This window comes from Methanococcoides sp. NM1 (genome assembly GCF_900774285.1).
Taxonomy (GTDB): domain Archaea; phylum Halobacteriota; class Methanosarcinia; order Methanosarcinales; family Methanosarcinaceae; genus Methanococcoides; species Methanococcoides vulcani.
Map to the genome: position 1 here is coordinate 38,201 of NZ_CAAGTW010000007.1, position 14,395 is coordinate 52,595.

Consider the following 14,395-nt stretch of genomic DNA (forward strand, 5'->3'; position numbering starts at 1 on the left):
CAAAACGACAACAACAATTCACATTCATTTTTTGGTCAAGGGACCAAAGGAATAATTTGTATTGAAAGTAACCTAAATTTATTGGAGGAAAATATGACAGATATTGGAATAATAGCAGTTGGCGGATATAATGAAATGGGCCGCAACATGACTGCTATAAGGGTTGACGAAGACATCATTATCGTAGATATGGGTCTTAGATTGGATAGGGTCCAGATCCATGAGGATGTGGAAATTGATAAGATGCATTCTCTTGAACTGATCGAAATGGGTGCTATACCTGATGATACTATCATGAAGCAGGTCAACGGCAACGTTGCTGCTATCATTTGTACACATGGGCACCTTGATCACATTGGTGCTATCTCAAAGCTTGCACACAGGTACACTGCACCGATCATCGGTACTCCGTACACCGTTGCTCTTGTTAAGCAGCAGATAGACTCTGAGCGCAAGTTCGGTGTAAAGAACAGGATCATCCCTGTTGAAGCAGGTGGTATCTACCAGGTCAATGATGATGTATCTATTGAGCTGATACGTGTCCAGCACAGTATAATCGACGCTGTGTTTGTAGCAGTCCACACACCAGCTGGTGCTATACTTTATGCTTGTGATTTCAAGCTTGACCGTACACCTACGCTGGGTGAGCAGCCGGACTTTGACAGGCTCAGGGAACTCGGACAGGAAGGCGTTATCTGTATGATGGTAGAGAGTACCAACGCAAACCGTGCAGGAAAAACACCTTCTGAGAGGATCGCTCATGACATGGTTCGTGATGTACTTCTTGGTACGGAGGAATCCGATGTTGGGATGATCGTAACGACATTTGCTTCCCACATAGCCCGTATTAACTCGATCATCCAGTTCGCTGAAGAGATGGGTCGTATTCCTGTATTGATGGGTCGTTCCATGGACAAGTATGTAGTAACTGCAAAGAATATGGGATACATTGATTTCCCTGATAATGTAGAGATCTACGGTAAGAGGAAGGATATCGATAAGGCGTTCAAGAAGATCATGAAAGAAGGTAAGGAAAAATACCTGCCTATTGTAACCGGTCATCAGGGTGAACCTGGTGCTATTCTTTCACGAGTTGCAAATGGTAATACTCCTTATGAGGTTGAGTCTGGAGATCGTATAATCTTCTCTGCAAATGTGATCCCAAGTCCAATGACCCAGGCAAACCGTTATGCACTGGAGACCAAGCTTCGAATGAAGGGTGGCCGTATCTATGATAATGTGCACGTTTCCGGACATGCCTATCGTGAGGATCACTGGGAGCTTCTGAGGTTGATCAATCCGGAACACGTCATCCCTGCGCATGGTACTATCGAGATGCACAGTGCTTATATTGAGATGGCAGAAGATGCCGGATACGTCCTGGGCGATACCGTACACCTGTTGAGGAATGGTGAAGAACTATATATTGAAGAATGATTATTTGAATTATAATATGGTCGTGGTTAGTATGGATCTTATGGATGAAATTAAAAAACGAAGTGTGCATGTTGATAAGGGAATAGGTGAACTGCTCCCTATCACGCATCCTGAAGAGCTTTACAGAGCATCAAGATACTTGCCGGATGCAGGTGGGAAACGTCTCCGTCCTGCAGTCCTTATGCTTGCAACTGAAGCTGTGGGTGGCGATCCCATGTCAGTTGTTCCGGCAGCAGTAGCTGTGGAACTGGTTCACAATTTCACCCTTGTCCATGACGATATAATGGACAATGATGATGTCAGGCGTGGAATGCCTGCTGTCCATGTAAAGTGGGGTAGTGAAGGTGCTATCCTTGCAGGGGATACTCTCTATTCCAAGGCTTTTGAGATCCTTTCATCTATGGAAAAGGATCCTGAACGCATATTGAAGTGTGTTGCTCTTCTTTCAAAAACATGTACTGAAATATGTGAAGGGCAGTGGATGGACATTGATTTCGAGACCCGTGATTCTGTTTCAGAAGAAGAGTATCTTGAGATGGTGGAGAAGAAGACCTCTGTGCTCTATGGTGCAGTAGCAAAGGTCGGTGCCCTGCTTGGCGGAGCTTCCGATGAGGTTGCAGATGCACTTTATGAGTTTGGTCGCCTTGTAGGTATCAGTTTCCAGATACAGGATGATGTCATCGACATGGTGACCCCTGAAGAGATCCTCGGCAAGGTCCGTGGAAGTGACCTTATAGAAGGCAAGAGGACACTGATAGCTATTCATGCTCTCAACAATGGTGTTGAGCTTGATATATTCGGAAAAGGTGAGGCTGTCACACCAGAGCAGATAGATGAGGCAGTTGCCATACTTGAAAGATCCGGTTCTATTGGGTATGCACAGGAACTTTCCGCATCTTACCTTGAAAATGGTAAAAAGATGCTCGATATTCTTGAGGACTCTGAAGCAAAGGACCTTCTGCTTGCTATAGCAGACTACATGGTGACCAGGAACTATTGATCTTTTCTTTTCTTTTCCTTTCCTTTCCCTTCCATGGTGGAGGGGAATGTTTCTTCTTTTTTGCTATATTTTTTGTTTTAATCCTTATTCTACTCTAGTCCTGTCGATTCCATTCAACTCCATTCACACTAGTCTAATCTATTACATTTTATTCCACTCTTCTTAATTCCACTCAATTTCATCTCATCTCGTTCCATTCTATTCAAAGAAGGGTTTTTAAGCATCTATGATAATGTTGTTCTGGGGAATTCTAATGCTTAAAGAGGCAATGTTCTATGAAAAATTGGATGAGGGGAAAGTACGATGCAACCTTTGCAATCACAGGTGCAAGATAGCTTCGGGTAAGAGAGGAATCTGCGGGGTAAGGGAGAACCGTGATGGTACGCTTTATTCCCTGATCTACAACACAGTTTCCAGTGAGGCAGTTGATCCGATAGAGAAGAAACCATTGTTCCACTTTAAACCGGGTTCAAAGGCTTATTCCCTGGGTACCATCGGATGTAATTTCAGGTGCAAGCACTGCCAGAACTGGACCATTTCCCAAGTCAAGCTGGATGAGGCTGTATCCGTGGAAATAACTCCTCAGGAAGCAGTGGACAGGGCCATTGCGACAGGTTCTGGCTCCATTGCCTGGACCTACAACGAGCCGACCATCTGGTATGAGTACACTTATGATTCTGCAAAGCTGGCAAAGGAAGCTGGACTGGGAACGGTATATGTGACCAATGGTTACATCACTCCGGAAGCATTGCGGCACATATCTCCTTATCTTGATGCTTTCAGGGTGGACATCAAGGCATTCACGGAAGAGTTCTACAAGGAGACCGTCGGTGCAAAGCTTGCACCTGTGCTGGAATCTGCAAAACTGGCAAAGGAACTCGGAATGCATGTGGAGGTCATAAATCTCATCATCCCGACACTGAACGATTCCGAGGATGAGTTGCGGCAACTCTCCATCTGGGTATATGAAAATCTGGGTGCCGATACTCCTGTACACTTTACTCGCTTCCAGCCACATTATAAAATGAAGCACCTGCCACCGACACCGGTGGAAACGCTTGAGATGGCTCATGGTATTGCATTGGATGAAGGCTTGAAGTACGTTTACATTGGAAACGTATTCGGTCACCAGTATGAGAGTACATATTGCCCTTCCTGTGGTGAACTGCTGATAAAGCGTGGACTCTTCGATGTGGGCGAGTATAATATAACTCCGGAGCACAAGTGTCGCAATTGTGGGGAATCTATCAACATCTATGGCGAATACGGCGGTCTTTGAAGGGTATTTTGAGGCGGTACCATGGCTCAAAATTGCTAAATTTCCTGCTTGTTGCGGGCTTTTTTGCGTTTTCGAACAAAAGGTTTAAATTCCATAACTGCATTAGGAGAAATCGTGCGTTGAAGCGCAATCAAGTGCCGCTATAACTCAGCTGGTAGAGTGTCTGGCTGTTAACCAGAATGTCGCAGGTTCGAGCCCTGTTGGCGGCGTTTTCTACTTATTCTTTTTTGAGGGCCTATAGCTTAGTCAGGTTAGAGCGCCCGGCTCATAACCGGGCGATCACCGGTTCAAATCCGGTTAGGCCCACTCAATTTCTTCAGAAAGTCCTAAGCAGATATCGATATTTGCAAGAATTAGGTATATAATTCTCTGTCTTTTTTGTACTTAACCTCAGTGGTAAATGTGTAGCCTCGGGCAGAAATTAAACCAGACTATACCAGCCGTTAATTTCTCGCCTAGATGACAGAAATTAGTTTGAGTTAAACTACTGCTTATTTTGTATGGGGCCGGGCACAAATTAAGCAGGATTGCATCGGTTGGAAAGCTACAGCCCACCGGTACTAAGCATCACACAAGGAAGTATGCATACTTTCATAATAAGCAATTGTATTGCAATCGCTTCAAAACGAGCGTAACCCAAGATCAGAAATAAAACAAAAAAAAGAGTTAGAAGGATTTGTTATCAATCCTTCCTTCTCAATCCTTCTTCTTCCTTCTCCTTCCTTCTCTTCCATAAGATGAAGAACACTATCAAAAGTGCGAAGAATAGCAGCAGTATACCGATTACCGGAGTTGTCCCGGAGTCATCTTCCGTTCCATCAGTTTCTTCAACAACTTCCTCTTCAGGAGTTATCTCATCAGGAGTTACTATAGTTGCATTACCGATTGCATCTGAACCGGAAGTAACATTTTCTTCAGGCTCTTCAGCTTCTTCCGGAATCGGTATGATTGTTGCATTGCCAACACCTCCGGAAGAACCGCCACGTCTACTTTCGTAGACTTGGGTCGATGCCGTTAAATTTGACCAGTTGCCTATATTTCCAGCAGCGTCAACCGGACGCAGACTGTAATTATAGGATGTTGCGGAAGTCAATCCAGAATCTACATGGGTAACACCGAACACATCGATAACGTATACATTATCCCTCCACAGTTCCACATGATCCATGTCAGGTGAAGCGTCCCATGAAAGGGTGATGGAACTGCTTGTATTTCCTGCAACCGTGAGATTAGTAATGTTTGCAGGAGGTACGGTATCGATCAGTGGTAGATGGTCTATGTTATTTCCGACATCAAGATCGAACTGAGTGTCACCGAGACCATCACCATCGCCATCAACACCAGCATAATCTGACCAGTAGTTACCTCCAAGATAGCTACCACCCACGATATTCGTGCCTGCGGTCTTTGTGATATTCCAGATATTTCCTGAATTTATATTTGTAAATTCAGTATTATCCGTGTTGTCGAAGTAGTTGTTGTAGATGAGATTGTAGTCGGAGTAATCCATCTCAATGCCGACATAACCATTGCTTAACACCATGTTGCCGGTCAGCGTGTTGGAGTCTGAATCATCCAGATCGATGCCTGATCCGGTATTGTCTGACATCGTGTTACCGACCACGCTGTTATTGATGGAATGCTCTATATCGATGCCGTCCTCAACGTTGTTCGACACCGTATTGTTGGTCAGCGTGTTGTGGTCGGAATTATCCAGATGGATAGCGTCATCAGCAAAGTTGTTCGACACTATATTGTTGGTCAGCGTGTTGTAGTCGGATTCACTAAGCTCGATGCCGCCACCGCTGTTGTACTCCACCGTGTTGTTGATCAGGTTATTGTTGTTGCTGGAGTCTTCCATATCGATACCGTCACTGCTGCTATACGAACACGTGTTATTGGCCAACGTGTTGTAGCTGGAATCATCCATCTCGATACCCTCGTCTCCATTGTTCGAAACCATGTTGCCGGTCAGCATGTTGTTGTCGGAATTACGCAGATAAATACCATCCCTATCAGGCCAACCTGTGTTGTAACCGTTGTTCAACACGTCATTGTTAGTCAGGGCGTTGTTGCTGGAGGAATCCAGCATGATACCGGAATCGCCGTTGTTCGATACCGTGTTACCGATCAGCTCATTGTGACTTGAAGTAGTCAGGATGATACCACGTCCATTGAACTCCACCGTGTTGTTGCTCAGGGTGTTGTTGTTGCTGGAGACATCCACATCGATACCGTCGTTGGGGTTGTTCGATGCCGTGTTATCGGTCAAGGTGTTGTGGTTGGAATTTTGCATAAAGATTCCATTGACAAAATTGCCAGTACTGAACGATGCCGTGTTGTCGGTCAGGTCGTTGTAGTCGGAGGAACTCAGCCAGATGGCATTGCCAACGTTGTACGTCGCCTCATTACCGATCAGGGTATTGTTGCTGGACTCAAACATATAGATACCGGCATAGACATTGCCTGACAGCGTGTTGTTGGTCAGGGTGTTGTTGTCGGAATCACTCATCTCGATGCCGGCGTCATTACCTGGCGCTGTGTTGTTGGTCAGGTTATTGTAGTTGGAACCAATCAGAAGGATGCCGTGTGCATTGTTCGACAACGTGTTGTTGATCACCATGCTATTGTTGGAACCATTCAGATAGATGCCCGCCATACCCGCATCCGTAGCACCACTTACACTGAATCCGCTGATGGTCACCCAATCAGCAGTTACGTCGAAGACATGGTCGCCGGATGTTGTGGCAATGACATTCGTGACGGCAGCGCCACCTGTTGACGTGATGTTTAGTTGTTTATTCACGTCCACGTTCTCATTGTACGTGCCTGGATACACAAGAATTGTATCCCCATCAGTTACAGATGCATTATTTATTGCAGCCTGTATCGAAGTAAAATCTGCTATTGGACCTGTACTGTCGTTCACTGTGTAGGTAGCTGCTGCAGCAGTGCCTGCAGTCATCAATACTAAAGCTATTCCAAAACAAATCAGTATACTTAGTTTAATTCTCATTGCTTCCACCACCTTATTATAATAATCTTCAGGATCATCTACATCTGTGAAAATCACTATCAATAAGGCAGAACATGCCAATAAATATCAGGTACAATAAAGGCACAGTGCTACCTTGCCGCCCCCACAGCCGAATATGAACCTCTATTAAAATATTATATCTGATTTTATAAGTACATTGTTAAAGAATATATCATATTGTGCAAAACGTGTTAAGAATATCTGCGTACGTTAACGCCGTTAACAAAATGAAATTAGTAAAAGTCGATTTTATCAAAAAAGTGTCTGGCCTGTTTTGCCTAGGGTCATATTTTTAGACTGTTAAATGCATAAAAAAGTCAAAAATATTGGACTGAAAAAACGCTAAAACTCCATCAGACACCAGCCCAATTAAAACTCAATCTGATTGTAAGATTCGAACCAAATTCGAATCAAATCCGGCCACATAAACAATCAAAAACAGCACAGGCTGACGTTAGCTATCATTAAACAAGAGAAACGATTCGATTCGAATCAAGCGACTCAACAGTGTAAAGTATCCGAAACACTCAAAATGACAAAAACATTGTGTGCTGGCGTTGTGCACCTTTTAATTATACCGAGTTATAACGAAACGAACCAATACAAATTCGAATCAAAAATGCAGAAAATTGCACATTTTGACAGGCTGTTTAACTGCAATATCAAAGAAATTGCCATGTTAGCAAAGATGATCAAGAAATATTCACATGGAATTTTTGAATCAATTACAGCAAACATCAGTAATGGTGCGGAAGGGGGATTGGAAAATAAGATCAAAGCAGCTTTTAAAAGATCATATGGTTTGAAGACCGGGAAATGTGGGAATGCAATGATTTTCTTAATGGCAGGAAAACTGGTTTTACTCATTTGATGTTAATGATAACTTAATTATTCACATTTAGTATGAAGAATGGCAATATTAATATAACTAGTGGGCAATAGGAAGTTCAATGAATACAAAGGAGATCATTGCTGACTACTGGGACCACAGGAGCAGTTCGTACAAGAACGGGGTGAATGGGTTTGATGAAGAGGAACGCTCCCTCTGGAGAACGATCCTCCGCAACCATACAGGTGATAGGACAGGATTGAAGATTCTGGACATCGGGACAGGGGCTGGGTTTCTCGCATTGCTGCTTGCAGAGATGGGGCATGAGGTGACAGCCATAGATATCTCAAGATCCATGCTGGAGAAGGCAGGTCAGAATGCAAAGTCACTGGGGCTGGATATCAATTTTTGCCATGGGGATGCAGAGGATCTGCCGTTTGAGGATGATCATTTCGACATCGTTGTGAGCAAATACCTTCTCTGGACACTCCCACATCCCGACAGGACCGTGCAGGAATGGAAACGGGTATTAAAGATAAATGGCAGGATACTTGCCATCGATGGGAACTGGTTTGACTCCCGATTGGATATACGTATCAAACGCGGGTTTTCCAAGATTATGACCCTGCTCGTTGAAAAAGGATATTATTGTCATCTATTCCAACGATGTTACGGACCTATCCGCAGGTATCTCCCACTGTACGAGGACATAAATCCCCACAACGTCTCTGCTCTCTTTGACAGAGCAGGGTTCACGAGCACGACCATAGACCCTCTGAGGGAGGTCCACAAGTATCAAAAGAGTCAGTTACCACTTTCAAGAAAGTTCATCTATACCAGTTCCATATTCCTTATTATGGGAGAAAAAGAAGGTAGATGATCTCTGCATAATTTATGAAGTTACGGTCTCTCAGGTGCAGCCGCTGATGATCTGACTGCGAACACAACGGTATTGTAAACCGGGGGTAGAGGGTGGATCCTGCAACATTCCTTAAACTCATGGGCTAATTTCGCAGGAAGGCCAACAAGGATGCTCCTGTCCAGTAATCTCCTGAGTCCCTTTTCATAGATCCTGCAGGATATCTTAGTCCCTGCTGGCAGTGCCTTTGCCAGCTGCTCGATGATCTCTTTTTTAGGTTGGGCCTGAGCAGCTATCATGATAAGGTCTGCCCCCTCACTTAAAGGCAATTGGAAATGGTTGCCATGGATTATCTTGATGGCATTGGAAAGTCCCAGTTTATCCACCACCTTTCTTGAAAGTTCAGCCCTCTGCTCATCCTGTTCGATACCAATCCCCTTCAATCCGTGCTGATGGCACATGAGTATCAGGGTCATAGGCAAGGGTCCACTTCCAAGGAACACGACCGTATCATTGGCTTTAAGTCCGGCTCCTTGATATTCAGTTCGTACCAGCTGACAATAATTCGGATAAAATGAATAAATTTTCAGCATTTCCCATGGTTCATTACTTGTGAGTATGGAATTTGCATATTCGGTCTCAAGTCTTATGGTATAAAGATATATGAACCTGATAATGGTATCAAGTGCCTGATCGAACCCATGACCATTGAGGATGGCTTCTGCAGCTTCATAATCAATGGGTAGTGTGATCAGGTCATCCAATCTCTGATAAACGTTTTTAAGATGATCCGAAGTATCCTGAAGTATCTCTTCATCTTCAAGATCCTTGATGGATGAATAGATCTTTAATATCTCTTCGATTATTGATTCTGATGAATGGTCCGTGATGCTACACACCTCCACATGCTAATATGTTATTGGGCAGGATATAAAGTTTTAATGGTGATCGTGGCTGTGCAGGAACTTCCGGACCTCCTCATGCGTATGCTCGTGGATATGGAGGTGGATGTGTCCACTGCCGCTTTCTATCGTCCTGGTGAGAAACTCTACAGCCTCATCGATCGACATGGGCAGGCTATCGCAGTCGTACCCGAAATATGTCAGTACCTTGAACATCTTGAACACGTCTGGTGCTTCTAGATGACTCATTTCCAGAAGTTCTGAATTGGAGAATATCTCCCGCGGCGTTCCCTCAGCGACGATCTTTCTGTTCAGCACATAGACGCGGTCGGAGAGGGTCGGGAGGGCGTTCACATCGTGCATGGCGATCACCGTGGTGATCCCGTCCTTGTTCAGGTCATTGATCACCTGTATCAGGTCTGCCCTGCTCTTTGGATCAAGGTTGGCTGTTGGTTCGTCCAGGATCAGTATCCGTGGTTCCATGGACAATACGGCCGCTAGTGCTGCTCTTTTCTTCTGCCCATAGCTCAGGTTGTGCGGAACCCTGTCCTCAAATCCCTCAAGTCCGACACGGGACAGAGCTTTTTTCACCCGTTTCTCCACTTCCTCTTCATCCAGTCCCATGTTGATGGGACCGAATGCCACATCATCGAAGATTGTGGGCATGAACAGCTGGTCGTCAGGGTCCTGGAACACGATTCCCACCTCTTTGATCCTCTCTTCGACTTTCATATCGCCTAGATTCTTTCCAAAGATCCTGACCGTGTTATCTTTGCTCTTGAGAGTGCCGTTGAGGTGAAGGAAAAGGGTGGTCTTTCCGGCACCATTGGGTCCGACGATCACGATCTTCTCACCTTCATGGATGACGATATCGATATCCTTTAGGGCTTTTGTCCCATCCGGATACGAATAGCTCAAACTGTTGACAGATATCGCTTCTTTCATAGGAACACCCGTTGATCAATGTACAATAGGATTGCAACCAGTATCAAAGCTAGGCTTAATAGATATTCCTCTGCCTGGAGGTTGAACCTCGTCAATGTTTTTGGATTGCCGGTATATCCTTTTGCCACCATTGCCTGATACGCCCTATGCGCCCGATCATAGCTTTTGATGAGCAGCATCCTTATGATGTTTCCTGGTATGGAAAGGCCGTAAGATTTGTCTTCAGTTCAAAGCCCTTAGAGCCCATTGCCCGCCACATACGCTGGAACTCGTCTATATAAAGATACAGTGGAATAAATACTTATATTTTATCGATACAGCCATGCAAGTAGCGGGAAGTTCTCAGTTTTCTCTTTACAGTTGTAAATACTCAAAATGAACATACACACAACATCAATTGCTGACCTTGATCTTGTTAAAATTTTGATCTATTCTATTTGTTGATCTAAAAAATAAGAGGAGCACTAAAGGCTCATGGTTCCACTTTGTACTTCCTGCCTTCTTCTGTTGGATGATAGATTATCCAGTTGCCACTTTTCTCCCTATGAATAAGTCCATTGTCCACAAGGATCGAAAGATGGTAGGAAAGTTTTGAATCGGGTATATTTGTGATCTCCTTGATCAGGCAGACACATAGGGGCTGTACCAGCACAAGGTTGAGTATCTTCAGGCGGATAGAGGATGATAATGCATGATGTATGCCACTTTGTCTGGCAAGCTTGTCATCATCTGCGATTCTCAGTGCAATGCCTTCAGTTCCCCCAAGCATCTTCACTTCATTTTCGATCGGTTCAGGAATTATCATTTAATACACCCATTGGAAATAGTATTGAGTAAACTCTGTTACTATTATGGTATTCATTATGGTACCAGAAGTGAAATATCTTTTGTAGCGTAAGATCACTTCATATGTCTGGATTCCATCATCCTTGTGATAGCAGATGGTCAGTCAAGTTCGTTGGAGAGGTCGTGTAGTTCCTTACTTTTTTCAAGCAGCTTCCCGTCATTTGTGATCTCATGTATGTATTCAAGGAGTTGTTCGGGGGATAAGGAATAGTCCAGCCTCCTTCCACATCCGTCTTCTTCCAGTGCAGTAGCGTTGTTCTCCTGTTCGTTGTGTCCAATGTCCGGGAAAGATAGCATCGGGATGCCAAATGAAAGTGCTTCCATCATCGTACTGTGGCCCCCGGGTGCAATGACAAGGTCGGAACTTTTTATGTATGGGAACTGGTCCTCAATGAATCTGAGTATGGTCACGTTCTCCGGCAGGTCAGTGAAGTCATCGGGATCAACGCTTGGTCCGGAAAGGAGCGTATAACTAATTGTAGGATCAAGTCTTGCTGTTTCTATAACCTTTTGAAATATGGGTTTACGATATCCGAAACCACCAACTGTGGAAAGCACATGTGGTCTGTTAAGGTCAGCTTCGATCACTTCTTCATACTTTTTTCCGACAAGAGGTCCGCTGTAGAACACAGCTTCTTCCGTTTCATCCTCAAGATCAAGGTTCAGGCGACAGATGGTATCCGGCATGGGATAATCCGGTATGATTATCCCGTCAACCTTCCTGAATATAGTATTATAAAATCTCTTTGTGATTCTTCCAATGAGCTTCATGAAAAATCCTTTATTGTAGAAGAATTCCTCCATGTTGGACTGGTTTATCATAAGGTGTACAGGGATCTTTTTGAACATCGCAGCAAGGGTTGCAGTGTAATAACTGTCTGATACTACTACCTGGGGGTTGAATTCGTTCAGTTGCCTGCTGACTTTTCTGATCCCGAGCAATTGACCACTTTTGATGGTAGCAACGACTGATCTCTTAAGATCAAGGCTTCCGGCATCACCCACAAGCTGGATCTCCGGCGGGATCTCTATGGTTTGCAGTCCCTTCTTTTCAATAAGTTCCCTGGAATACCCATAGGCACCGATCATTACGTCATGGCCTGCTGCCTGCATTTGTTGTGCAAGTGGGATGCAGCGGCTGGTATGCCCAAGGCCTTCCCCGCAAACAAAGAGCATTATTTTCATTGTGATATCCTTCTCTTACTCTCTTTCTCTTTTTTTGTTCCCTGTTCGTCTTTACAGGTCATCCTTTCGGAAAATCCTACTAATATTCTCGCGGTATCTTGTTGCAATATAGTAACTTGTAAACGCCAGCATTATACCTCCGATCATATCTGTGATCCAGTGTATTCCCAGATACAATATCGTGAACTGGATGGCAATGGTAATTGTAACTGCAATTGCCTTAAACCCTATGTGTTCTGCCTTGGATATTATGAATAACATTGCCATAAGGGAAAGTGCTGCGTGAAGGCTTGGGAAGCAATTGTCAAGTGTCGGGTCACAGATGCGTACGAAATGTACTATGGACGGATCAAGTGTGTAAAGCAGTGGTGCCATATTGGGTAACGTCTTACTGGTTACATCCACAGGGAACAATATGTAGAACGGGTATGCTACCAGATAGATGAGTGTAAATGCTATAGAGAACTCCTGCAGGCTTTTTTCATCCTTTTTATATGCGAATACAAGGAATGTACCGATCAGGAGGCCGGAGAATCCGATAAGGTAGACAAAGGCTGAAATGTATGTAAGCCACGGTGTGGCAAAATCCTGTAGGTGAGTTACGGAACCTCCTTCTATCATGACCATGAATCTTGCATAATTCAATGCCGGGTTAATTTTCAGCAGATGTTCAATGTCTAGCTGCAGCAGCATCAGACCAAATACAAGGGTTGCAGCAAATGCATAAGGAAGGAAATTGGATGTCGGGTGCTGTCCGTTGTATGATCCCTTTCCTTTTCCTCTAATAAATGCATCTTTCTACATTTTTACCCCTCTCATCATTTTTACTTAGGATGAATTAGAATGCATCATATTTATGCATTATGTATATAGTCTGACAAGTCGATATATCGAAACAAATCTGTTATATGGGACTACAGATATATTCAGTAATATTGTTTCAACTGAAAAACCCCGTTAGCTATAGGAATGATCTATGTGAACAAGTTAAGAAAATGGCTGTCAGTTTCGTTTCTCATAAGTGCCATTTCCATTGTTCTTGTTATGTTCTATACAATAGATCCTCAAACACTGGAGCTTATCCATGATATCAGGCCGGAGTTCCTTCTGGCTGCCGTATTTCTTCACTTGAGTTCCTACGTGGTCTGGGGATTGCGGACAAAGACAATGTGCAATTCACTTGGTTTCAGAGTGGGCTTATCCAGATCGATAGAGATCGTTACTTCAAGCACTTTCCTTGCATCCGTCACTCCATCATCAATTGGTGGAGAGCCTTTGAGAGTACATCTGCTCAATCAGGACAATGTACCTGTGGGAAAGGCTACTGCAGTAGTTCTTGGAGAGCGATTACTTGACGGCATCCTGATCATGATGTCAGCCCCGCTTGCCCTTCACATGTTCCGCAGGATCATATCTTCATCCGGACTGGACATCGTGATAATGGCTGGCGAGTTGTTTCTGGTACTTGTGTTTGTAATGGTGATCTATGCAGTCTGGCATCCTCGCCATACAAAGAAAGCGCTTTACTTCATACTTCATCGGATTGCAGGATCTATGGGTAAAGGAAATGATCCCCGCCTTGACAGGGTTCTGGAAAAGATCGATCTGATCATTGAGGATTTCCATGATAGCATGGCCTTCTTTGTGACAAAGGGCCGTAAAGGACTGCTATTTGGTAGTGTTTACACTATCCTTTTCTGGTTGGTTGAATTTGCCATGGTCCCGGTGATCCTCATGGGATTGAACCAGCCACCGTCTATCATTATCTCATTTGCTGCACAGGTCCTGCTAATGATCCTTTTGGTCATCCCGGTCACTCCGGGTTCAAGTGGTGTGGCTGAGCTTGGTGCAACTTTCCTGTTCTCGGTGTTCGTTCCGGCTTACATGGTCGGTATGGTTGTTATTGCATGGCGTGTTTTCACACTTTATATGAACCTCATTGTAGGTGGCTTTGTAAGCTTCAAAATACTCAAGGATGCAGATTATATCCGGAACCTTATGAAATGATGTTCTCGAATACTTGAACGAATGACTTTACAAATAGCTGAACTGGAATCTCTGTATGAACAATGACCG

Annotated in this window: 13 protein-coding genes and 2 tRNA genes; 8 read left to right on the forward strand and 7 right to left on the reverse strand. The window is 44.2% G+C overall.

Annotation, left to right across the window (positions count from 1 at the left end):
* Positions 1-93: 93 nt before the first annotated feature.
* The 5 genes from E7X56_RS08040 to E7X56_RS08060 all read left to right on the forward strand — a co-directional run bounded on the left by E7X56_RS08040 (position 94) and on the right by E7X56_RS08060 (position 4,022).
* A complete protein-coding gene (locus E7X56_RS08040; protein ID WP_135606282.1) occupies positions 94-1,437 on the forward strand; it encodes an RNase J family beta-CASP ribonuclease in 1,344 nt (447 codons plus the stop codon).
* Between the two features lie 31 nt (positions 1,438-1,468).
* Positions 1,469-2,437, forward strand: coding sequence for a polyprenyl synthetase family protein (locus tag E7X56_RS08045; RefSeq protein ID WP_135606385.1), 969 nt, complete (start codon positions 1,469-1,471; stop codon positions 2,435-2,437).
* A 253-nt stretch (positions 2,438-2,690) separates the two neighbouring features.
* Positions 2,691-3,716: an AmmeMemoRadiSam system radical SAM enzyme gene (amrS, locus tag E7X56_RS08050; protein WP_135606283.1), complete on the forward strand. Its 1,026-nt coding sequence runs from the start codon at positions 2,691-2,693 to the stop codon at positions 3,714-3,716.
* A 136-nt stretch (positions 3,717-3,852) separates the two neighbouring features.
* Positions 3,853-3,925 (forward strand) — tRNA-Asn (locus tag E7X56_RS08055).
* 22 nt (positions 3,926-3,947) lie between these two features.
* Positions 3,948-4,022: transfer RNA gene (locus E7X56_RS08060), tRNA-Ile, on the forward strand.
* Positions 4,023-4,398: 376 nt separating this feature from the next.
* On the opposite strand, the gene E7X56_RS08065 is transcribed toward E7X56_RS08060, so the two are convergent.
* The gene (locus E7X56_RS08065; protein ID WP_135606284.1) at positions 4,399-6,732 is read right to left on the reverse strand and encodes a NosD domain-containing protein; all 2,334 of its coding nucleotides are present in this window, start codon (positions 6,730-6,732) and stop codon (positions 4,399-4,401) included.
* 553 nt (positions 6,733-7,285) lie between these two features.
* Between E7X56_RS08065 and E7X56_RS12215 the strand changes: the two genes are divergently transcribed.
* Together E7X56_RS12215 and E7X56_RS08075 are read left to right on the forward strand one after the other, a co-directional pair.
* Positions 7,286-7,624, forward strand: coding sequence for a transposase (locus E7X56_RS12215; RefSeq protein ID WP_256360055.1), 339 nt, complete (start codon positions 7,286-7,288; stop codon positions 7,622-7,624).
* Between the two features lie 79 nt (positions 7,625-7,703).
* Complete coding sequence (locus E7X56_RS08075) at positions 7,704-8,462, forward strand: class I SAM-dependent methyltransferase (protein ID WP_135606285.1); 759 nt, start codon at positions 7,704-7,706, stop codon at positions 8,460-8,462.
* Between the two features lie 20 nt (positions 8,463-8,482).
* Here E7X56_RS08075 and E7X56_RS08080 read toward each other — a convergent pair whose 3' ends face one another.
* The 6 genes from E7X56_RS08080 to E7X56_RS08105 all read right to left on the reverse strand — a co-directional run bounded on the left by E7X56_RS08080 (position 8,483) and on the right by E7X56_RS08105 (position 13,012).
* Positions 8,483-9,346: a nicotianamine synthase family protein gene (locus E7X56_RS08080; protein WP_244603465.1), complete on the reverse strand. Its 864-nt coding sequence runs from the start codon at positions 9,344-9,346 to the stop codon at positions 8,483-8,485.
* A 33-nt stretch (positions 9,347-9,379) separates the two neighbouring features.
* The gene (locus tag E7X56_RS08085; RefSeq protein WP_135606286.1) at positions 9,380-10,288 is read right to left on the reverse strand and encodes an energy-coupling factor ABC transporter ATP-binding protein; all 909 of its coding nucleotides are present in this window, start codon (positions 10,286-10,288) and stop codon (positions 9,380-9,382) included.
* Complete coding sequence (locus E7X56_RS12355) at positions 10,285-10,467, reverse strand: CbiQ family ECF transporter T component (protein WP_135606287.1); 183 nt, start codon at positions 10,465-10,467, stop codon at positions 10,285-10,287. Before E7X56_RS12355 ends, E7X56_RS08085 begins: the two co-directional genes overlap by 4 nt.
* 293 nt (positions 10,468-10,760) lie before the next feature.
* Positions 10,761-11,093 carry a helix-turn-helix transcriptional regulator gene (locus E7X56_RS08095; protein ID WP_135606288.1) on the reverse strand — a complete coding sequence of 111 codons (333 nt, stop codon included), beginning with the start codon at positions 11,091-11,093 and terminating at the stop codon, positions 10,761-10,763.
* A gap of 140 nt (positions 11,094-11,233) precedes the next feature.
* Complete coding sequence (locus tag E7X56_RS08100; RefSeq protein ID WP_135606289.1) at positions 11,234-12,319, reverse strand: UDP-N-acetylglucosamine--N-acetylmuramyl-(pentapeptide) pyrophosphoryl-undecaprenol N-acetylglucosamine transferase; 1,086 nt, start codon at positions 12,317-12,319, stop codon at positions 11,234-11,236.
* A gap of 51 nt (positions 12,320-12,370) precedes the next feature.
* Positions 12,371-13,012, reverse strand: coding sequence for a phosphatase PAP2 family protein (locus E7X56_RS08105; RefSeq protein WP_135606290.1), 642 nt, complete (start codon positions 13,010-13,012; stop codon positions 12,371-12,373).
* Between the two features lie 276 nt (positions 13,013-13,288).
* Here E7X56_RS08105 and E7X56_RS08110 point away from each other — a divergent pair, with 276 nt between their 5' ends.
* Entirely contained in the window at positions 13,289-14,326 is a 1,038-nt protein-coding gene (locus tag E7X56_RS08110) for a flippase-like domain-containing protein (protein ID WP_244603466.1), read from the forward strand.
* The last annotated feature ends 69 nt before the right edge of the window (positions 14,327-14,395 follow it).